The organism is Kribbella sp. NPDC051718, assembly GCF_040681515.1.
GTDB lineage: Bacteria > Actinomycetota > Actinomycetes > Propionibacteriales > Kribbellaceae > Kribbella.
Window position 1 is genome coordinate 210,369 of record NZ_JBFAYZ010000010.1, and the last position, 19,626, is coordinate 229,994.

Consider the following 19,626-nt stretch of genomic DNA (forward strand, 5'->3'; position numbering starts at 1 on the left):
ACAAACAAGCTGAGCCCGACCAGGCTATGCCTGACCGGGCTCAACTCTTCATCTAGTTCTGTTGGTCAGCGCCCACGGCGCGTGCCACCTGCGCGGGTGCCGGCCGAGAAAGCTGCTGCTCCTGCCGGACGGCTGCTCGCACCGGGAGTGGTGGTGCTGTAGCTCTTGGGAGCAGATGCGCCACCACGGCCCTGTGAGCGGGTCTTGGTCGACTGTCCACCGGAGCCATTGCCCCGACCACCACCGTTCGCGGAGCCGGAGCGCTCGGAGCGAGTGCCTCCTCCGCCCTTCGCAGAGGTGGAGCCCGCACCACGCGCTGAGCTGGAGGCCGTGCCTCGACCGGAGCCGGCGCCGCGTGCGGAGCCGGTACCTCGCGCCGAGCCGGAGCCACCTGCGCCGCGACTGCGACCGCGGCCGCTGCTGCCTGCTCGGCGGACCTCGTCGTCGGCGATCACCTTGATGGTCGGGGTGACGAAGGTGCGCTCGCCGGGGGCGAGCTCAGCGAGCAGTGGGTCGCCGACGCGGAGCTTGGTGACCGTGGCGGCGATACCGGCCTTGCGGGTGAGGTCGCGGACGTCGCGGACCTGGTCGTCCGTCATCAGCGTGACGACGGTGCCCTCGGCGCCGGCGCGGGCAGTACGGCCGGACCTGTGCAGGTACGCCTTGTGCTCGATCGGCGGGTCGGCGTGGATGACCAGCGTGACGTCGTCGACGTGGATGCCGCGCGCGGCGATGTCGGTCGCGACCAGCGTCTTGGCGGAACCGTCGGAGAAGGCCTCCAGGTTGCGCGTCCGAGCGCCCTGCGACAGGTTGCCGTGCAGCTCGACGGCCGGGACACCCTGCGCGATGAGCTTCTTGGTGAGCGACTTCGCGCCGTACTTCGTGCGCGTGAAGACCAGCGTCCGACCCGGTGCGGCGGTCAGGTCGACGAGCACGGGCAACCGGCTGTCGGACTGAACATGCAGCACATGGTGGGTCATCTTGGCCACCGGCGACTGAGCCGAGTCGACGCTGTGCGTGACCGGCGACTTCATGAACCGCTTGACCAGGACGTCGACACCGGCGTCCAGGGTGGCCGAGAAGAGCAGCCGCTGGGCGTTCGCCGGAGTCGCCTCCAGGATCCGCCGGACGGCGGGCAGGAAGCCGAGGTCGGCCATGTGGTCGGCCTCGTCCAGCACGGTGATCTCGACCTGGTCGAGCTTGGCGTGACCGGTCTTGACGTGGTCCTCGAGCCGGCCCGGGCAGGCGATCACGATGTCGACGCCACGCTTCAGCTGGGTGATCTGCGGGCCCGCGCCGACGCCACCGAAGATGGTCATCGTGCGCAGGTCGAGCGCGTCGGTCAGCGGCGTGATGGAGGCCTGGATCTGGGTCGCCAGCTCCCGCGTCGGCGCCAGGATCAGCGCGCGCGGGTGGTTCGGCCGGCGCTTGCTGCTGCTCGTGGTGAGCCGGGCCAGCACGGGCAGTACGAACGCGTAGGTCTTGCCGGAACCGGTCCGGCCGCGGCCGAGCACATCCTTGCCCGCCAGCGAGTCCGGCAGCGTGGCTGCCTGGATCGGGAACGGCTTGAGGATGCCGGCGGCCGCCAGCGCCTTGACCAGCCCGGCGGGTACGCCGAGGTCGTCGAAGGTCAGGTTCTCGTCGACGACGGTCGGCGCGACCTCGGCGTACGCGGCCTGCTTGCTCTCGGCAACCCCGCGACCGCTGTCGGCGGAACCACGGCGACCGGCCTCGGAGGCGGTCACCGGCCGGCCGGACTCGGCAGCGGGATTGTTGCCTCCCGCACCGGTACGGCGCCGGCGGCGGGGACGCGCCGGGGCCTCACCCTGGGCGCGCGGGGGTCGTGCTGAGTTGTTGGAAGGGGTGGAATTGGGCGTGGTGCTACTGGGGCGGCGTGCCGCCATGAAGTACTCCAAAAGATCGGGGGTCGTCCTGCCCGGCGCAGCTTTTGAGCCGCGGCGCGTGGTGGTCGACTGCTAGCGCAGCGTATGCACTGAGATCGGCCCGAGGCAGAACTGGGCGGGCCGTCACATTCAGTGTACGGCACCGGCCGACCTCTGGCAGAGGGTTACCTGAACTGGGTATCTTTCCGCCGTGACCGCCGCTGAGGAGTACCGAGTAGACCCGCCGACCGTTGGCACCGAGCGCGAACTGCTGCAGGCGTACCTCGACTTCCATCGGGGCACGTTGCTGTGGAAGACCTCCGGGCTGACCGGGGAGCAGCTCACCGAGAAGGCGATCGAGCCGTCCACGATGAGCCTGATCGGGCTGGTCCGGCACGCGACCGAGGTCGAGCGGTACTGGATCCAGATCTGCCTGGACGGCCGCTCCTTCGACCTGCTCAAGACCTGGAGCCAGGAGTACCCCGACGGCGACTTCGACCTGGTCGACCCGGCCCACGTCGAGGAGGACTTCACCGACTTCCGCGAGACGACCAAGCTGAACGACGAGATCCTGGCCGGCTACGACCTCGACCACACCTTCATCCGGCCGCGGGTCGGCACCGAGCACACCGTGCGCTCCCTCTACCTCCACCTGATCGAGGAAGCCGCCCGCCACAACGGCCACGCCGACCTCTTCCGCCAACGCCTCGACGGCCTCACCGGCGAGTAGTGCTCAGACGCCCTTGAGCTGGCGGATCACGCCGACCAGGTCGTTCACGACGCCCTTCACACCAGGGATGCGGGTCAGCCGGAGCAGTCTGTCCACCAGCGGCACAGTGCTGGTGATCAGCAGCCGTGTGCGGCGCAGCCCTGTGCTGTCGTCGTGCACCCAGAAGAGGACGATCCCCATCTGCATCAGCCAGAGCAGCTCCGGCAGCTCTGCTCGCAGGTCGGCGGGGAGCTTGAGGTCCGAGCCCTCCACGACCTGACGGAAGATCTCGATACTCGCCTCCCGGGCTGGCCGGGACTCCTCACTGAAAGGCGACAGTGGGCTCTTCGGCTCGGCCGCCGTCTTGAAGAAGGTGCCGGCGAACTCGTGATAGGGCTCGGACACGTCGAGCCAGGTCCGCAGTACGCCGATGAGCCGCTTGGCGAACGACTTGTCGCCGGCCAGGATCTCCTGCACTGCTTCGCGATGCAGCACCTGCAGGTGGTCGTAGTACGCCTGCATCAGGTGCTCTTTGGAGCTGTAGTAGTAGTACGCGTTCCCGACCGAGACCCCCGCCTCGGTGGCGATGGCGCGCATGGTCGTCTTGCCGTACCCCTGCTCCCGGAACAACCGCAGAGCCGTCGACAGAATCAACTCACGCGTCTGCTCACCCTTGGCGGTCGCACCGTCCGTCACATCCGTCAGCGTAGTCACCTCCGATCAACTCCGAGTTCCTGCTCCGCAACCCCGCCGCCACCTGCACCATCGCCCGCGCCACCGGCCGCATCGCCGGACTGGCCAGCCGTACTGCGGTAGCCCGGTACTCCCAGGTCGCCCACAGGCACACGATCCACGCCCGGTCGCCGACATACACGGCTCCGTCGTCGGCGACCACCGTCACGTCGCGCAGTGTCGCCAGGTGGTCCAGCTCCGGGTACCGCGCCCTAGCCTCCGTCGACCCCGCCGCGACGAATCCGAGCCGTACCACCCCACCCAGGCCGTTCGGCCCTGGCTTCTGCCCCGCCAGCCACTCCTTGAAGCGGCGGCAGAGGCCGCACTGCGCGTCGTACAGGACTACTAGCTCTTGCATGGTCCGTCAGTAGCCCGAGGGCATCGGCTGCTGGGTGCCGGTCAGCGGAGGCTGGAAGGCGCCGGTAGCGACGAAGTTGTTCGGCGGAACCGGGGGTGTGGTCATGTCCTCCAGGCGGCTGCGGCGGCGGATCGTGTTGAAGGTCCAGACGTTCAGGAGGTGCAGGACGCCCAGGACGACCATCACGATGCCCAGCTTCACGCTGAGCTGCTCGAGCACCCCGCGGGCGTCGACCACAGTGCGGCCGGTGCGCAGGAACAGCGTCACGAAGCCCAGGTTGACCAGGTAGAAGCCGACCACGAGCAGCTTGTTCACCGCGTCGGCGAAGTCCTCGTTGCCGTGGAACACGTCGACCAGGAAGACCCGTCCGTTCCGGCTCAGCGTCCGTGCCACCCAGATCGTCAGCGACACCGCGATCAACAGGTAGATCAGATAGGTGACCACCGTCATTCTCATCACGTCCTCACATTTTGAACACGTTCAATTCTCTGACACGACGAGAGTAGGCCAGCCTTTTGAACATGTTCAAGAAGCGGACGTGGTGAGCTGGGTCTCAGCGGATGCGATGGCCCCGCAGGACGACGGCCGCAGGGCTGGCCAGTACTTCGGGATGCTCCCGCGGGTCCTCTTCGTACGTGACGAGGTCGCCCTCGCTGTCGAGGCCGAGGAACTCCCGGGCCGAAGTGCTCGCCGCCTCCAGCGCCTGGGTGACCGAGAGCCCATGGCGTACGAGCTGGTCGACCTCGCCTGCGACCGTACCGACGACGTCTGAGCCGGCCAGGACGCGTACGCCGTACTGGTGGGCCAGCCGCAGCATCGCCGCCGCCTTCTCCGACCGAGCTTGCCTGCGGGCGCTTCGCTCGGGGGTGTCGTTCTCGGCGCCGTACATGGCGGCCGAGAGAGTCGGAGTCCACGCTCCGCCCCGCGCACCCAGCACCTCGAGGTCCTCGGCGGTGATGTCGTCGCCGTGCTCGACGGAGTCGATCCCCGCCCGCACCAGGTCGCTGACCAATGGAGTCTGGGTGTGTGCGGCGACTCGGGCACCGCGGGCGTGGACGGCGGCGACCATCTCGGCGACGGCGTCGAGCTCGTAATTCGGGGTGACCGCGCTGCCGCGGATCGGGCCGTCGGGGCCGACCGCGGGGAAGTCGCCGACCAGCTTGACCCAGGTGGCGCCGGCGTCGAGCTCGGCCTCGACCGCCGCGACCAGTCCTGAGGCCGGTACCGATTCGTACATCCCTGGGAAGTAGCTGTCCGCCGGAGCGAGGAACCGCCCGGCGGCGAGTACGACGGGCCGGCCGTCCTCGGGGCTCGCGGCAAGCTTCAAGGTGACGGACCTGTTGCCGCCGACGTCCCGGAGCGCGCCGACGCCGGCCTGCGCGAGGCCGTCGAGCATGGTCCGAGCCTCGGTCTCGCCGAGTAGTACCGGTCCGTGGTCGCCGACGCCGAAGGTCAGGTGGCAGTGCGAGTCGACCAGCCCGGGCAGCGCGTACCGGCCGGGCAATGCCTCCCGGTCGCCCGTACCTGCTTCGAGATGGACTTGATCGCCGGCCGGCAGGCCGATTCCGTCGAACACCCAGGTCGCCATGGCTCGATCCTCCCCGGAGATCAGCTCATGGCGCGGCAGAATGCTCGCCATGGCGCTCAAGGAGAAGCACCTGGATCGCTGGGTGCAGGCCTACCGGCGAGCCTGGGAGTCGAACGATCCCGAGCACATCGCCGCCCTGTGGACCGAGGACGCCGCCTTCTACCGCCGCCCCGACGAGGAGCCGGTGCTCGGCCGCGACGCGATCGTGAACGCCTGGCTGGAGGTCGCCGACGCGCCGGGCGAGACGCTCTTCGAGTACCAGGTGCTGGGATTCGGCGACGGCGTCGGCTTCGTCCGCGGCTGGACGACGTACCAGACCGACCCGCTCGGCGAGTACAGCAACCTGTGGGTGATCCGCCTCGACAAGGACGGCCGGGCGCACGAATTCACCGAGTGGTGGATGGAAAAGCACTGAGGTCGTACGATCGGTGGCAGGCACTCAGGGTGCCACCGGTCCGCGGGAAGGGCTCAGCCCACCTGATCTCGAGGTTGAGTTTGTGGTATCCACCTCCTTTCTCGCCTGACGACGCGGACAGCAGGCACGCAGAGAGGAGGTCGCCATGCCGACCCGTAATCTTCCGAACTCGCCGCGCCTGGATCACCTGAGGAACCAGGCCAAGACCCTGCTCAAGCAGGTCCGCGCCGAGGATCCCGCGGCCGTCGCACTGGCCGCCGAGTTCTATCCGGTGAGCACGCTCGCTGACGCGCAGGTGGCGATCGCCCGCAGCTACGGCTTCGCCAGCTGGCCGCGGCTCGTCCACCATCTCGAACTGATCGACCGCTACAGCCGCTCACCGCACGTGGTGCCGAGCAGTTCGAATCCCGTCGAGGAGTTCCTCAAGCTGGCCACGCTGCACTACGGCCAGGACGATCCGGCCCGGCAGGTCAGCGCCCGCGACCTCCTCGATGAAGTTGCTCTGAGCAACATCTACACCCAGGTCGTGGCCGGAGAGCTGGACGCCGTCCGGGCGACGCTGGCCGCAGATCCGTCGCTGGCCAGGCGAGAAGGCGGACCGTTCCGTTGGGAACCCCTTCTTTACCTGACTTATTCGCGACTGGAAGCGCCTGCACAGCTGGAGATCGCGCAGCTGTTACTGGCCAACGGAGCTGATCCCAACGCGGGTTACCTCTGGGACGGCCTGCCATCACCCTTCACTGCTCTCACCGGCGCCTTCGGACGCGGCGAGGGCGACCAGCCGCCACATCGGAACCGGCTGGAGCTGGCCCGCCTGCTGCTCGAAGCCGGCGCCGATCCGAACGACAGCCAGACGATGTACAACTGCGGCCCCGGCTGCCCACCGCCGTACGACGACGACCACCTGGAGCTACTGCTCGAATTCGGTCTGGGCAAAGGCGAGGGCGGCCCCTGGCACGAGCGGATGACGACAGCGCACCCGACGCCACGCCAGCTACTGGAGGACGAGCTGGTCTTCGCCTCCTCGCGAGGACTGCTGCACCGCGTCGAACTGATGCTTGCCCAAGGCATCGACCCCGACGCGCGCGGCACCGAGCATCCGGGCTTCTGCGGCCATCGGGCCTACGAGTTGGCATCGGTGGCCGGCTACGCCGAGGTCGCCGACCTGCTGCGGGTCGCGGGCGCGGCGCCGCTGGATGAGGTACATGAGTTGTACGCGGCCGCGCTACGGGGCGAGTCGGTCGGCGCCGATCCGGAGTTGGCTGCGCGGGCAGTACGGCGGAATCCGTTCGTACCGATCCGGGCCGCGGAGCTGGGACGGACTGAGGCGATGGCGCCGCTGCAGGAACTCGGATTCGATCTGAACGTGCAGGCGATGAACACCCCTCTGCACCAGGCGGCGTTCTCGGGTCATCTCGACACCGTCAAGAAGCTGATCGAGCTCGGTGCCGACCCATCGATCGAGGATTCCTCGTACCACAGCACGCCCCGTGGCTGGGCCGAGCACAACCACCAGCAAGAGGTCGTCGACTACCTGGACAGCCTCAAGGGCTGACGGTCAGGAACAGAAACGAGCCGAAGATCATCAGGTGGACCGCGCCCTGCAACAGGGTGGCCCGGCCGGTCGCCAGGGTGAGCATGCTGATCACCACGGTCAGCGCGAACAGCACCATCTCCTTGCCACCGAGCCCGAGGACGAGCGGCCCGTCGAGCCAGATCGACGCGATGGCGATCGCCGGGATCGTCAGTCCGATGCTGGCCAGGGCTGAACCGAGCGCGAGGTTGAGGCTGGTCTGAAGGCGGTTCCGCAGTGCGGCTCGTACTGCGGCAACCGTCTCCGGCAGCAACACCAGCAGCGCGATCACGACGCCCACCACCGCGAGCGGCGCACCGGCCGACTCGACCGCGGACTCCAGCTTCGGCGAAACCGTCTTGGCCAGGCCGACGACGGCGATCAGGCAACCGAACAACAACCCCAGACTCAGCAGCGCGGTCTTGGTGCTGGGCGCCTCTGCGTGGACTTCTTCAGAGTCTTCGTCGGTTGGCTCGGTGACAGGAAGGAAGTAGTCGCGGTGGCGGATGGTCTGGACGAAGACGAAGACTCCGTACATCACCAGCGAAGCGACACCCGCGAAGGCAAGCTGAGCCGCGCTGAACGTCGCGCCCGGAGTACTGGTCGTGAAGGTCGGCAGCACCAGGCTGAGCGTGACGAGCGCGGTCATCACGGCGAGCGCGCTGCCGGACGCGTGCACCCGGAACTCCTGCGTCTTGTGCCGCAACGAGCCGACCACGAGCGCGAGCCCCAGGATGCCGTTGCAGGTGATCATCACCGCGGCGAAGACCGTGTCGCGCGCAAGCGAAGCGGCCTTGTCACCACCCGATGCCATCAGTGTCACGATCAGTGCGACCTCGATCACCGTCACCGCGAGCGCCAGGATCAGCGTGCCGAACGGTTCGCCGACCCGGTGCGCCACGACCTCGGCGTGATGGACGGCCGCGATCACCGCCGCGCCGAGGCCGGCGCAGATGAGGATCAGCAGGATCACCCCTGGCTTGCTGCCCCAGGACACGGCAAGGACGATGAGCGCGAGTGGGGGCACGGCCAGACTCCAGCGCGGCAGCCCAGAAAGCACATGAGTCTTCGTCATCCCCTGTGATTCTATCGGCTGATGGAGATCCGAGAGGCTGTCGCAGCGGACTGGGACGCGATCTGGCCGTTCTTCCGCGAGATCGTCACCGCCAGCGAGACGTTCACCTACGACCCCGAGCTGACCTTCGAGCAGGCACGATCCCTGTGGATGTCGGCGTCGCCACTGGCCCGGACAACCGTCGCGATCGATGCCGAAGGCAAGGTTCTGGGCAGCGCGAACATGTACCCGAATCGCCCCGGCCCAGGAGCGCACGTCGCCAGCGCGAGCTTCATGGTCGACGCCGCCGCCCGCGGCCAGGGGGTCGGCCGGGCGCTCTGCCAGGACATGATCGACTGGGCCGGCCGGAGCGGGTTCCGGTCGATCCAGTTCAACGCGGTGGTCGAGTCCAACACCACCGCGGTCAAGCTCTGGCAGGCACTCGGCTTCGAGATCATCGGCACCGTGCCCGAGGCGTTCCTCAGCCCCTCACACGGTTATGTCGGCCTTCATGTGATGCACCGCCCGCTCTAGAGGGAGGCGAGCTCTTCCGGGGTGAAGGCGCGGAGGATGCAGAACTCGTTGCCCTCGGGATCCGTCATCACGACCCAGGAGACGGACTCGTCCTGGCCGACCGACGCGCGCTGGGCGCCGAGCTTCTCGACCCGGGCGATCTCGGCCTCCTGGTCGTCCGGACGCAGATCCATGTGCACCCGGTTCTTCAGCGACTTCTTCTCGTCCTCCGGTACCCGGACGAACAAGATATCGGGCACGATGCCGTCCTCCGGGCTTCCCTCCGGCGGCTCGAGCACGGACTCCTTCTCGACCTCGTGCGTGATCCGCCAGCCCAGCACCTCGGCCCAGAACCTCGCCTGCGCGGCCGGATCGATCGCGTCGTAGATCACACACTGCACCCGAATACTCATGGCGCACACCCTCTCATCGCCGGGGTTCCATCTGCTTTGATCGGGTGCATGACCGACTCGCGCGCCCGCCGGCTGTGGAAAGTCCTCGAGCCGTTTCACGCGATCACGTACTTCGCGCCGGACACCCGCAAGGCCACTGACGCGCTGGGACTGCGCGGCGGCTGGATGAGCTACTTCGCCTGCCGGGCCGCTCCACTGGGCGCCGTCAGCCCCGAACTGGTGACCGCGATCTTCTACAACTTCCACCCGTCGATGGTCGCCCGAGCCATCCCCGACGCGTGGACCTTCGCCACGCCCGACCAGCTCCTGGCGACACGCCTGCAGGCGGTCGACAGCGCAGTACGCGGCTTCCCCAACGCCGACACAGCCGGTACGCCGGTACGCCGCGCCGCCGAATTGGCCCGACACGCAGCCGAGCTGGCCCCGACGGCCGGGCGTCCTCTTGCAGCGGCCAACGCAGCACTCCCCTGGCCCGACGAGCCCCACCTCGTGTTGTGGCAAGCCACGACGATCCTGCGGGAGTCTCGCGGCGACGGACACGTCTCCGCGCTGGTCGGAGCCGGGCTGTCTCCGTGCCAGGCACTCGTCACCCTCTCCGCTGCAGGCGGCCCGTCCAAGGAGGTCTTCCAGCTCAATCGGCGCTGGAGCGACGACGAGTGGGCCGCGGCCGAGGAGGATCTCCGGGCACGCGGGTTGCTCACGGCGGACGGCGTACTGACCGATGCCGGGCACACGCTGCGGCAGTCGGTAGAGGACACGACCGATCGACTCGCCGAGCAGGGCTGGACCGCCTTCGGCGACGCCAACGCGGAGGAGCTGGACCGGCTCATCCGCCCGATCAGCGGCGCCATCATGGCGGCCGGCCTGGTACCGGACGACAACCCGATGGCGATGCGCTGGGACTAACGCTTTTGGGGGCCTCGGAAGGTGACGTAGAGCAAAGAGATCCCGAAGGCTGCGACCACCGGGCCGATGATCGCCCAGATCTGCTTGCCCGACATCGAGCTGCCGCCGATGTAGCCGAGGCCCTGCAACGCCCACACCACACCGAGAACCGTCAGCAGCAGGCCGAAGGCTGCCGGTAGCGCTTTCTTCATTTCACGACCCTAGCTGGGTTGAGATGAGTTGGATCGCCTTGGCCAGGTCTTCGCCCTTGGGTGCCTTCTCGGGGTCGAAGAGCCACAGAGCGATCACGCCGAGCATCAGTGCCTGGTAGAACGTGCCGACCTGCTGGACCGTCTCCGGATCGGTGTTCTGATCGGCCGACCCGAACAGCATCGCCAACCCCTCGCGCGCCTCGCCCTGCATCTTGGACAGCGCCTCGAGTAGCTCAGGCAGATGTGCGCCAAGGCTCAGTACCTCGTACTGCGTGACCCACAGCGCGCGCGTCTCCGGCGACTCCAGCGTCTTCACGGCCTGCCCCCAGGTGGCAGCGAACCGCTCCCGGACGTCGGCCTCACCCGGCAACTCAGCGCTCATCGCCTTGCCGACGTCGGCGCCCCACTCGTCCAGCGCCTGGCGCATCGCCTCGTTCATCAGCGCTTCCTTGGACCCGAAGTGGTAGCCGATCGCGGCCAGGCTCACCCCGGCCGCGGTCGCGATGTCGCGCGCGGTGGTCCGGCTGTAGCCCTTCTCCATCAGGCAGGTCTTCGCGCCCTCGATCAGCGCCTCGCGATTTCCCATGAAGCGATGGTAACCGATGTCTGACACAAACGTCTTGCACAATTGTCTAAGACCATCGTACAGTCGTCTCATCACCCCACCTCCAGGAGCTGAATTGACGAACAAGACCGTGCTGATCTCAGGAGCGAGCGTCGCCGGACCCGCGCTGGCGTTCTGGCTGGAGCGCTTCGGCTACACCCCGACCGTGGTGGAGCGGGCGCCGGAGCCCCGGCCGGGCGGCTACGCGGTGGACTTCCGCGGCGCCTCACTGAAGGTGCTCGAGCGGATGGGCCTGCTGGAGCAGGTCCAGGCGAAGGCGACCGACCTTGGCGAGATGACGTACGTGAACGAGGCCGGCAAGCCGGTCGCGGTGATGAAGTCGACAGTGCTCAGCGGCGAACTCGAGGTACTCCGCGGCGACCTGGTCGAGATCCTGTACGACGCCACGCGAGCCAAGGTCGAGTACCTGTTCGACGACGCGATCACGACGCTGCGGCAGGACGAGACCGGCGTCGACGTCACCTTCGAGCGCGGCGGGTCACGGCGCTTCGACCTGGTGATCGGCGCGGACGGGCTGCATTCGAACGTACGCCGGATCGCCTTCGGGCCGGAGTCGCAGTACATCCACGACCTCGGGTACTACAACGCCGTCTTCACCGTCCCGAATCACCTCGGTCTCGACCACACCGCCCGGTTCGTGAACGTGCCGGGCAAGACGGCCGGCACCTACAGCGCGCGGGACAACACCGAGGCGAAGGCGCTGTTCTACTTCGCGTCGGAGCCGTTGAAGTACGACCGGCACGACGTGGCCGCACAGCAGCGGATCCTCACCGACGCGTTCTCGGGGGTCGGCTGGGAGGTACCTCGACTGCTGTCCGGCATCGCGGAGTCACCGGACTGGTACTTCGATTCCGTCAGCCAGATCAAGATGCCGAGCTACTCGATCGGGCGGATCTCACTGGTGGGCGACGCGGGGTACTGCGCTTCGCCGTTGTCGGGGATGGGGACGAGTCTCGCGATCGTCGGGGCGTATGTGCTGGCGGGCGAGTTGGCGGCTACTGGTGGCGATCACGTGCTGGGCTTCGCGGCGTACGAGGAGCGGATGCGGGGTTTCGTCAAGGCTTGCCAGAAGCAGGGAAAGGATGGGGGCCAGTGGTTTGTTCCTGGTAGCAAGGCGTTTCTGAAGCTCCGCAACCTGAACTTCAAGCTGCTGCCGTACCTGCCGTGGCGCAAGCTGATCGACGAGCTGCCGCTGAAGGTGGGCAACTCGATCGACCTGCCCGACTACGCGCCTAACGCGTCCGCAGGCCTGCCTCAGCAGCCTGGAGCACGGCAGCGGTGAGCGCGTCCAGGACGGCAGAGTCGAGCTTCCAGTGCTGCCAGTACAGCGGTACGTCGACGTACTTGCCCTGGGCAACTTCCACCAGGCGTCCGTCGGCGAGCTCTTCCTCGACCATCTCCTCCTCGATCATCCCCCAGCCGAGACCGAGCCGGATCGCCCGCACGAACGGCCCCGGCGCGGGGATCGAGTGGGTCGGCGGGTCGAGCCGGCGCCGGGTGACCTTGCGGAGCAGCCGGTGCTGAAGCATGTCCTTGGCGTTGAAGACGATCATCGGCGCCGTCTCGAGTGCCTCAAGCAACGGTTTGCCGGCCAGCCAGCGGTCCGCGAACTCGGGGGTGGCGACGGACAGGTATCGCATCTTGCCGAGCGGCTGGACCCGGCAGCCCTGGACCGGGCGGGGATCGCCGGTCACTGCGGCCAGTACGGTGCCGTTGCGCAGCAGCTCGGCTGAGTGGTCCTGGTCCTCTTGATGCAGGTCGAATGCGGTCACCAGCTCGGGTGGCACGGCGAAGAGTACGGGCAGGAACCAGTTGTTGAGCGAGTCGGCGTTGACCGCGATGGGGAGGCGAAGGCCTTCGAGCCTGCCCTTGACGGCGGCGATCGTCTCGACTTCCAGCAAGGAGACCTGGCGGGCGTGGCGTAGTACGGCCTCGCCTGCCTCGGTGGCGCCGGCGGGTTTGGTTCGCCGGACCAGGACGTGGCCGAGGCGGCTCTCCATCGCCTTGATCCGCTGACTGACCGCCGACGGCGTGATCCGCAGCTTCCGCGCGGCCGCGTCGAAGCTGCCCTCGTCGATGACCGCTGCGAAGGTGTCCAGCTGAGCTGAGTCGAGCGGCATATTCGCCTCTTAAGAGCTGCTAATGGTGGTGCAGGAAGTTTAGCTGGTTTGTTCCCCCGGTGGCTTCTACGGTCGAGGTATGCCCTTGCTTGCCGGCTTTGCCACCACGCTGTCGCTGATCGTCGCGATCGGCGCGCAGAACGCCTTCGTACTCCGCCAGGGCCTGCGCCGCGAACACGTGCTGCCGGTGGTACTGATCTGCGCGCTCTCCGACGCCCTGCTCATCTCGAGCGGCATCGCCGGCCTCGGCGCGCTGATCACCGGCAGCCAGGCTGCCCTGCACATCGCGCGCTACGGAGGTGCTCTCTTCCTTCTCACGTACGCCGTGATCGCAGCGCGACGAGCCCTGAACCCGTCGGCGCTCAGCCCTGCCGATCACGCCCCGAGCGCGTTGCGCAGCGTCGTACTGACCTGCCTCGGGTTCACCTACCTCAACCCGCACGTCTACCTGGACACCGTCGTCCTGCTCGGCTCGCTGGCCAACCAGCGCGGTACCGACGGCCGTTGGATCTACGGCCTCGGCTCGGTCTCCGCCAGCTTCGCCTGGTTCTTCACCCTCGGCTTCTTCGCCCGGAAACTCGGCCCGATCTTCGCCCGGCCCCGCGCCTGGCAATACCTGGACGGCACCATCGCCGTCCTGATGGCCACGCTGGCGGCCTGGATGCTGGTGGGCTAGCGGTGGAAAATGGCAGGCGCCCGGGGCGTGGAAGGTGCCAGGATGCCGGGCATGGTTGAGCGCGCTTTGAGCTTCGGGTCGGTGGCAGAGGCGTACGACCGGTTTCGGCCTGGGTATCCGGTCGAGCTCCTCGAGTTGGTGATGGAGTACGCCGGTGAGTCGCCGATCCGGACCGCGCTCGAGATCGGCACCGGGACGGGCAAGGCGACCCGTCTGTTCGCGGAGGGAGGTATCGCGGTCACTGCGACCGAGCCTGACGCGGCGATGCTCGCGGAGTTGCGCAAACGGCTGCCGGCAAACGTCACCACCGTGCAAGCCGCTTTCGAGGACTTGCCACTGGTTACGTCGTACGGGCTGGTGTATTCGGCTGCCGCACTGCACTGGACCAACCCTGAAGGGCGGTGGGAGCGGATGGCCGCACTCGTCCGGCCGGGTGGGGTGTTCGCCAACTTCGGGGTGCCGATCCAGCTGGCCGACCCGGCTCTTCAGAAGGCCGCGCGGGCGGCCCGCTTGCCGTACTTGGACGATGACGGCGTGCCATCGCCCGACGGCACAGCTGCGGATCGCCCGATGCAATGGCCGGGCACGGAGCTCGAGCAGTCCGAGTGGTTCACCGATGTGCGGCAGGTGGTGATCGAACGCCGGCTGCCGATGAGCGCTGTCGACTACGTCGGGCAGCTCTCGACGGTTTCGGCGTATGTGCTCCTCTCGCCCGCCGACCGGGACGAGGTCTTCCGCCGAACTCTCGAGGCCCTTCCCGAAACTGTGGAACTCGACGCCCAGGTCCATGTCCACCTCGCCCGTCGCTTGGGAGACTAGGTTCTGCCGCGTGGACGTGACGGTCTTGTGTGATGCGGTGGCGGTGTTTCCGGAGCGGGTGGAGGCGGCGTTGCCCGGGTGGTCTGCTTCGGAGGCCGAGTGGACGGTTGGCTTTGCGCCCGGGAACGTGGCCGCTGGGGGCGGGTGGTGGCTGCACTTTCATAGCTACCTGGTGACTTCGGCGGCCGGTGTTCTGCTGGTTGATACGGGGATCGGGCCGGCCGGCGGTGAGGCGGCTGAGTGGTTGGGGACGGTTGGGCGGTTGCCTGGCTTACTGGAGGCCGCAGGGGTGGCGGCTGGGGAGGTCGACACTGTGGTGTTGACGCATATCCATCTGGATCACGCGGGCTGGAATCTGGCCGAGGCGGTGCCGCGGTTCGGGAACGCGACGTACGTGGTGCAGCGGGCTGAGGTGGAGCATGCGCGGGGGTCGGCGACGTACGAGCGGTTGGTCAGGCCGCTTGCCGATGCAGGGCAGTTGCGGGCTGTGGATGGAGAGGTGTCGCTCGACGGTGGGGTGCGGTTGTTGCCGACGCCGGGGCATACGCCTGGGCATCAGTGCGTGGTGACTTCGCGGGCTGTGCTCGGGGGCGATGTGCTGGTGCATCCGGCGCAGGGGCGGTGGCCGGAGTTGACCTACGTCTACGAGACGGAGCCGGCGATCGCGGTGACGTCGCGGCGGGAGGTACTGGCATTGGCGGCGGCTACCGGAGTACCGATTGCTGCTGCGCATCCGCATACTGCGCTGGACAGCTCCGGGATGCCATTGCCTGCTAGGGATTCCGGCGAAGGCTTCTGCTCGCCGTACAAGCTCTAGGCGGTCAGCGGTAGCCAGTGGTGTCGGCGGGTTTGCCCTGCGATTCGACCTCGACGATGTAGCGCCAGGCGTCGGGCTGGCTGCCGTCGAGGTCGGTGAAGCCGTAGACCTTGGCCAGTTCGCCGCTGGACAGTGACTTGCCGTGGTACCGGGATACGTCGGGGTCGGCGGCCAACGCGGCCACTGCGCGTCCGACGTACGAGGGGCTCTCCGAGATCGCGAAGTGCGGGATGCGTTCGGTCGCGTCGCGCCAGTTGTCCTCGGTGACCCCGAAGCCGTCGAGCATCGCCTCCGAACGCAGCCAACCGGGAGTGAGCAGGAGCGAGGTCGTGTTGTGTGGTTTGAGCTCGTGGGCGAGCGCGAACGCCATCCGGCTGACCGCGCCCTTCGCGACGTCGTAGAAGAACGAGACGCGGTAGTTGGTCGCGTTGTACTCGTCCGTGCCGTCGGTCATCTCGACAACCAGGCCGCCGGGCGACTTGATCAGCAACGGCAACGCGAAGTGGCTGGTGATCGCGTGCGTCTCGACCCCGAGCCGCAACAGCTTGAGCCCGTCGTCGAGCGGCGACTCCCAGACGGTCTTGTCCCAGCTCGGTTCGCCGGTCTGGCCCCAGATGTCGTTCACCAGAATGTGCAACGCGCCCTGCTCGGCCTCGATCCGCTCGACGAGCGCCTTCACCTGCTCTGGATCGGTGTGATCGACCCGTACTGCGATCCCGCGACCGCCCGCCGCGTCGACGAGCTCGGCCGTCTCCTCGATCGTCTCGGGACGATCCATCTCCGAGCGCTGTGCTCTGGTGGACCGGCCCGTCACGTAGACGGTCGCGCCGGCCGCGCCGAGCTGGACCGCGATCCCGCGCCCGGCCGCGCGCGTCCCGCCGGCCACCAACGCCACCTTGCCCGCCAGGGTCTTCTCGCTCATCTGCCGCCTCCCGCCGTAGCCATACGCTGTATGATTTCGTACCATACGATGTATGGTTAATGCTGGCAAGCCACTTCCGGGCCGCTCGGGACGGCCACGGGCAGGGGAAGAGCGACTCAGCCGGCACGCCATCCTCGAAGCGGCCCTGCGAATCGTCGACACCGAGGGCCTGGACGCGATGACGATGCGCCGGCTCGCGTCGACGCTCGGCGTGAACCCGATGTCGATCTACCACCACCTACCGAACAAGGCCGCCGTCTTCGCCGGCCTCGCCGAACTAGTCTTCGCCCAACTGGAATCCACCCCGCCAGGCGACACCGTGCCCTGGCAGGACGAACTGAAGGCCGCGGCCGCGGCTTACCGCGACGCCCTACGCGCCCATCCGAACCTCGCCCTGCAGGTCCTCTCAGACACCTCAGCCGTCTCGGATGTCGTCGTGGTCACGGTCGAACCGTTCTACCGAGCCCTGGACCGAGCAGGCGCCGAACCCCGCCACATCTTCGAAGCCGTCAACACAATCATCGACTTCATCCACGGCTTCAGCCTCGGCGAAGCGTCAGTCCGCGCCGACACCTTCGACCTCGCGCCCGACCTACTCACGCGAATCAACGCCCTCCCCCCCGGCAAGGCACCCACACTGACCCGCGTAGTCACCGAGCTAGGCGCGTCGGGCCTGGCTTACGACTTCGACACCGGCTTCACGACGGGAATCACTCTGCTCGTGGACGGCATCGCCACCCGCTTCGCCTTATAGTCCGGCTCTCAGCTCAACCGGTAGCTGACCCGGACGTCATGACCCCCGCCGGAGGTGTCGATCTCGAGACTGCCGCTGATTCCGACCAGCTCACCGGTCCCGGAGCCCGGGGCGAACTCGTAGTACAGGTTCGCTTCCCCATCCATCGTCCCGAACTGCTGCAACACCACCGTGCCGACCCGTCCGTCGATGCTGCCCTGGAACGACTCGAGGGCGACATAGCCCGCCTTACCCGCTGCCGGATCCCCTGCCGACAACATGAAACCTGTACTGGTCCCGTCCATCCCCCCAGTCCAAACCTTACTGAAATCAAACCGCCCAGTTGCCTCCAGCAACGATTCCCCAGGCTGCAGCTCAATACTGAACGCCGCAGTAGTCTCCTGAAGCCCACCCACCACCGTCGAGTTCTCAGACATGTCAGGGACCTTAGCCTCATCGGGTCTTCCGCCACTTGTAAGAACACGACAGCCCACCACTCCGACCGCGGCCCACCCGCCAACTCCCGGCGCCCCACCGGACCGCCCCAACCCGCCACCACCCGACCTGCCCGACCGCCCGACCTGACGAGCTGACGAGCTGACGCAAGAGTGCACACCCGGCGCCAATGCCTTCGCCGACGTGAGGCCCGCCTCGACCAACGCATCCAGCCAGCGACGACGAACATCACCCGCGACCTCCCGCCAACAGCAGTCGCGTACCGATCGGCCCCCGACCCAAGGACGAGACGACCCATGACGGCCAGCCCGCCCACCGCCTTTACCAAGCCGGCGACGGAGGAGCCGGCGCGCTGGGTGGGCGGGAGCGTCAGCGCGGGTGAGCGACGCAGGAGCGAGCGGAGCGCCGGCGTGGGGTTCTTCGAGCGTCGGCGTGGGGATCTTCGGGCGTTGATAATCGGGGAACCCACCGCCTGGAGGTTTTGATGCGTGCGAAGGTTTTGTATGTCAGTGATCTGACTTATCCGGCTCGTGGTCGGCGGTATGGGGATGAGGACGCGTATCTGACCCGCGAACTGCGGGAGCATTTCGATCTGGCGTTGTGTCATCCGTTGGATGCGGTCGGGTTGATGGATCGGTTCGACGCGGTGATCGTGCGGAACAGCGGGCCGGTGTTGCACTTTCAGGCGGAGTACGACGAGTTTCGGGCTGAGGCGATCGCGCGGGGGACGCGGGTGTTCAACCAGCTCAGCGGTAAGGCTGACATGGTCGGCAAGCAGTACCTGGTGGAGTTGAGCGACGCCGGCTATCCGGTGATACCGACGACAGACAGCGATCCGTCGACGTTGCCGGAGTCGGCCGGGTATCTGGTGAAGCCGAAGCTGGGCTCGGATTCCATTGGGCTGCGCAAGGTTTCCCGAGACGAGTTGAGCACGCTGGCGCTCGACGGGCTGCTCGCGCAGCCGCTGGTCGATTTCCAGTACGAGGTGTCGTTCTACTTCGTCGATCGCGAGTTCCAGTACGCGCTGTACACCCCGGACCCCAAGCACCGCTGGGAACTCGAGCCATACCAGCCGACCGACGACGACCTGGCCTTCGCCCAGCGCTTCGTCGACTGGAACACGATCGACCACGGCATCCAGCGCGTCGACGCCTGCCGGACCGTCACCGGCGAGCTGTTGCTGGTCGAGCTCGAGGATCTCAACCCGTTCCTCTCCTTGGCTTCGACCACCGACGACCACCGGATCGCCTTCGTCAACCGGGTCGCCTCATCCCTCGGCACCCTGCTCAGTCTGTGAGGCCACTGGGATTTCTGTAAGGTTTTTCCGCTGTTTTAGTCGAAGTATTGCGTCAAGTAATTGGCGCGCGTACGGTCGCCAAGAGCCGAGACCGCCCCCAACTTGGCAGGAGTTCCCCATGCACGGCATCCAAAGCCCACTGCACCAAACCAGCCGTATCCGGCGCCGCGTGATCGCTGTCTCCGCGACCGCCGCGGTCGCAGTGACCGGCGCGATCTGGATGTCGTACGCACCGCCCGCCCCGGCCGCCACCACCGCGGTCACCGCGGGGGCGACGACGGCCTTCAGCAGTTACGAAGGCGAGGCCGGCACGCTCGGCGGTGGGGCGACCGCTGTGTCGCTGACCGCAGCGCCGACAACGCAATTCTCGAGCCCGGCACTCGAGGCCTCCGGTCACGGCTACGCGCACCTGAGCGCGACCAATCAGTCGGTGCAGTGGACGAACAACACCGGCCAGCCGATCAGCTTCGTCAACCTGCGCGCGAGCATCCCGGACTCCGCGTCGGGCGGCGGGATCGCCGCGACGCTGGACCTGTACGTCGACGGTACGTTCCGGCAGGCGCTGAATCTCAACTCCAAGCAGACCTGGGTCTACGAGGGCACCAGCTACAACACCAGCGACGACCAGAACCCGGCCGACGGCGGTGCCCGCGTCTTCTTCGACGAATCGCACGCCTTCATCACCGGTACTCCGATCGCGAACGGCAGCACCCTCCAACTGAGGAAGGCTCGTCGAACACCGCGGCGTACTACGACATCGACGTGATCGACGTCGAGAACCCGCCGGCTCCGATCGCCCAGCCGGCCAACTCGATCTCCATCACCA

At 67.5% G+C, this 19,626-nt stretch carries 24 protein-coding genes; 12 read left to right on the plus strand and 12 right to left on the minus strand.

Going from position 1 to position 19,626, the window contains the following annotated elements; translation table 11 throughout:
* Positions 1-65: 65 nt before the first annotated feature.
* A complete protein-coding gene (locus tag AB0M15_RS32400; protein WP_363826649.1) occupies positions 66-1,745 on the minus strand; it encodes a DEAD/DEAH box helicase in 1,680 nt (559 codons plus the stop codon).
* Positions 1,746-2,094: 349 nt separating this feature from the next.
* On the opposite strand from AB0M15_RS32400, the gene AB0M15_RS32405 reads away from it, so the two are divergent.
* Complete coding sequence (locus tag AB0M15_RS32405; RefSeq protein ID WP_363826652.1) at positions 2,095-2,613, plus strand: DinB family protein; 519 nt, start codon at positions 2,095-2,097, stop codon at positions 2,611-2,613.
* A 3-nt stretch (positions 2,614-2,616) separates the two neighbouring features.
* On the opposite strand, the gene AB0M15_RS32410 is transcribed toward AB0M15_RS32405, so the two are convergent.
* The 4 genes from AB0M15_RS32410 to AB0M15_RS32425 all read right to left on the minus strand — a co-directional run bounded on the left by AB0M15_RS32410 (position 2,617) and on the right by AB0M15_RS32425 (position 5,270).
* Positions 2,617-3,288, minus strand: a complete 672-nt coding sequence (locus tag AB0M15_RS32410) for a TetR family transcriptional regulator (RefSeq protein ID WP_363826655.1) — start codon at positions 3,286-3,288, stop codon at positions 2,617-2,619.
* Complete coding sequence (locus AB0M15_RS32415) at positions 3,260-3,682, minus strand: DCC1-like thiol-disulfide oxidoreductase family protein (RefSeq protein ID WP_363826658.1); 423 nt, start codon at positions 3,680-3,682, stop codon at positions 3,260-3,262. Before AB0M15_RS32415 ends, AB0M15_RS32410 begins: the two co-directional genes overlap by 29 nt.
* A gap of 6 nt (positions 3,683-3,688) precedes the next feature.
* Complete coding sequence (locus AB0M15_RS32420) at positions 3,689-4,138, minus strand: hypothetical protein (RefSeq protein ID WP_363826661.1); 450 nt, start codon at positions 4,136-4,138, stop codon at positions 3,689-3,691.
* Positions 4,139-4,235: 97 nt separating this feature from the next.
* Positions 4,236-5,270: an amidohydrolase family protein gene (locus AB0M15_RS32425; protein WP_363826664.1), complete on the minus strand. Its 1,035-nt coding sequence runs from the start codon at positions 5,268-5,270 to the stop codon at positions 4,236-4,238.
* Positions 5,271-5,319: 49 nt separating this feature from the next.
* On the opposite strand from AB0M15_RS32425, the gene AB0M15_RS32430 reads away from it, so the two are divergent.
* Positions 5,320-5,685 carry a nuclear transport factor 2 family protein gene (locus AB0M15_RS32430; protein WP_363826667.1) on the plus strand — a complete coding sequence of 122 codons (366 nt, stop codon included), beginning with the start codon at positions 5,320-5,322 and terminating at the stop codon, positions 5,683-5,685.
* Positions 5,686-5,830: 145 nt separating this feature from the next.
* Positions 5,831-7,240, plus strand: coding sequence for an ankyrin repeat domain-containing protein (locus AB0M15_RS32435; protein ID WP_363826671.1), 1,410 nt, complete (start codon positions 5,831-5,833; stop codon positions 7,238-7,240).
* On the opposite strand, the gene AB0M15_RS32440 is transcribed toward AB0M15_RS32435, so the two are convergent.
* On the minus strand, positions 7,230-8,333 hold the full coding sequence (locus tag AB0M15_RS32440) for an ionic transporter y4hA (RefSeq protein ID WP_363826672.1): 1,104 nt from the start codon (positions 8,331-8,333) through the stop codon (positions 7,230-7,232). The two genes, AB0M15_RS32435 and AB0M15_RS32440, sit on opposite strands and share 11 nt — an antisense overlap.
* Before the next feature lie 21 nt (positions 8,334-8,354).
* On the opposite strand from AB0M15_RS32440, the gene AB0M15_RS32445 reads away from it, so the two are divergent.
* Positions 8,355-8,846 (plus strand): GNAT family N-acetyltransferase, encoded by a 492-nt coding sequence (locus tag AB0M15_RS32445; RefSeq protein WP_363826674.1) that lies wholly within the window; start codon positions 8,355-8,357, stop codon positions 8,844-8,846.
* Here the strand turns inward: AB0M15_RS32445 and AB0M15_RS32450 are convergent.
* Positions 8,843-9,238 carry a VOC family protein gene (locus tag AB0M15_RS32450; protein WP_363826676.1) on the minus strand — a complete coding sequence of 132 codons (396 nt, stop codon included), beginning with the start codon at positions 9,236-9,238 and terminating at the stop codon, positions 8,843-8,845. The genes AB0M15_RS32445 and AB0M15_RS32450 overlap by 4 nt on opposite strands.
* Before the next feature lie 48 nt (positions 9,239-9,286).
* On the opposite strand from AB0M15_RS32450, the gene AB0M15_RS32455 reads away from it, so the two are divergent.
* The gene (locus tag AB0M15_RS32455; protein ID WP_363826679.1) at positions 9,287-10,144 is read left to right on the plus strand and encodes a hypothetical protein; all 858 of its coding nucleotides are present in this window, start codon (positions 9,287-9,289) and stop codon (positions 10,142-10,144) included.
* On the opposite strand, the gene AB0M15_RS32460 is transcribed toward AB0M15_RS32455, so the two are convergent.
* Both AB0M15_RS32460 and AB0M15_RS32465 read right to left on the minus strand, forming a co-directional pair.
* Positions 10,141-10,335 (minus strand): hypothetical protein, encoded by a 195-nt coding sequence (locus tag AB0M15_RS32460; protein WP_363826683.1) that lies wholly within the window; start codon positions 10,333-10,335, stop codon positions 10,141-10,143. The genes AB0M15_RS32455 and AB0M15_RS32460 overlap by 4 nt on opposite strands.
* 1 nt (position 10,336) lies before the next feature.
* Positions 10,337-10,921 (minus strand): TetR/AcrR family transcriptional regulator, encoded by a 585-nt coding sequence (locus tag AB0M15_RS32465; protein WP_363826686.1) that lies wholly within the window; start codon positions 10,919-10,921, stop codon positions 10,337-10,339.
* 94 nt (positions 10,922-11,015) lie between these two features.
* On the opposite strand from AB0M15_RS32465, the gene AB0M15_RS32470 reads away from it, so the two are divergent.
* Positions 11,016-12,242 (plus strand): FAD-dependent monooxygenase, encoded by a 1,227-nt coding sequence (locus tag AB0M15_RS32470; RefSeq protein WP_363826691.1) that lies wholly within the window; start codon positions 11,016-11,018, stop codon positions 12,240-12,242.
* Here the strand turns inward: AB0M15_RS32470 and AB0M15_RS32475 are convergent.
* Positions 12,193-13,080 (minus strand): LysR family transcriptional regulator ArgP, encoded by an 888-nt coding sequence (locus tag AB0M15_RS32475; protein ID WP_363826694.1) that lies wholly within the window; start codon positions 13,078-13,080, stop codon positions 12,193-12,195. The two genes, AB0M15_RS32470 and AB0M15_RS32475, sit on opposite strands and share 50 nt — an antisense overlap.
* A 79-nt stretch (positions 13,081-13,159) precedes the next feature.
* Between AB0M15_RS32475 and AB0M15_RS32480 the strand changes: the two genes are divergently transcribed.
* The 3 genes from AB0M15_RS32480 to AB0M15_RS32490 are packed head-to-tail and all read left to right on the plus strand — an operon-like array spanning position 13,160 to position 15,392.
* Complete coding sequence (locus tag AB0M15_RS32480) at positions 13,160-13,756, plus strand: LysE/ArgO family amino acid transporter (protein ID WP_363826699.1); 597 nt, start codon at positions 13,160-13,162, stop codon at positions 13,754-13,756.
* Between the two features lie 51 nt (positions 13,757-13,807).
* Entirely contained in the window at positions 13,808-14,575 is a 768-nt protein-coding gene (locus AB0M15_RS32485) for a class I SAM-dependent methyltransferase (protein WP_363826702.1), read from the plus strand.
* 10 nt (positions 14,576-14,585) lie between these two features.
* Positions 14,586-15,392 (plus strand): MBL fold metallo-hydrolase, encoded by an 807-nt coding sequence (locus AB0M15_RS32490; RefSeq protein WP_363826705.1) that lies wholly within the window; start codon positions 14,586-14,588, stop codon positions 15,390-15,392.
* Positions 15,393-15,396: 4 nt separating this feature from the next.
* Here AB0M15_RS32490 and AB0M15_RS32495 read toward each other — a convergent pair whose 3' ends face one another.
* On the minus strand, positions 15,397-16,314 hold the full coding sequence (locus tag AB0M15_RS32495; RefSeq protein ID WP_363826710.1) for an SDR family oxidoreductase: 918 nt from the start codon (positions 16,312-16,314) through the stop codon (positions 15,397-15,399).
* 52 nt (positions 16,315-16,366) lie between these two features.
* Between AB0M15_RS32495 and AB0M15_RS32500 the strand changes: the two genes are divergently transcribed.
* Positions 16,367-17,068: a TetR/AcrR family transcriptional regulator gene (locus AB0M15_RS32500; protein ID WP_363826713.1), complete on the plus strand. Its 702-nt coding sequence runs from the start codon at positions 16,367-16,369 to the stop codon at positions 17,066-17,068.
* An 8-nt stretch (positions 17,069-17,076) separates the two neighbouring features.
* Here AB0M15_RS32500 and AB0M15_RS32505 read toward each other — a convergent pair whose 3' ends face one another.
* Positions 17,077-17,484: a DUF3224 domain-containing protein gene (locus AB0M15_RS32505; RefSeq protein ID WP_363826715.1), complete on the minus strand. Its 408-nt coding sequence runs from the start codon at positions 17,482-17,484 to the stop codon at positions 17,077-17,079.
* A 503-nt stretch (positions 17,485-17,987) separates the two neighbouring features.
* Between AB0M15_RS32505 and AB0M15_RS32510 the strand changes: the two genes are divergently transcribed.
* Both AB0M15_RS32510 and AB0M15_RS32515 read left to right on the plus strand, forming a co-directional pair.
* Positions 17,988-18,800, plus strand: coding sequence for a hypothetical protein (locus AB0M15_RS32510; RefSeq protein WP_363826718.1), 813 nt, complete (start codon positions 17,988-17,990; stop codon positions 18,798-18,800).
* A gap of 118 nt (positions 18,801-18,918) precedes the next feature.
* Positions 18,919-19,566: a hypothetical protein gene (locus AB0M15_RS32515; RefSeq protein WP_363826721.1), complete on the plus strand. Its 648-nt coding sequence runs from the start codon at positions 18,919-18,921 to the stop codon at positions 19,564-19,566.
* The last annotated feature ends 60 nt before the right edge of the window (positions 19,567-19,626 follow it).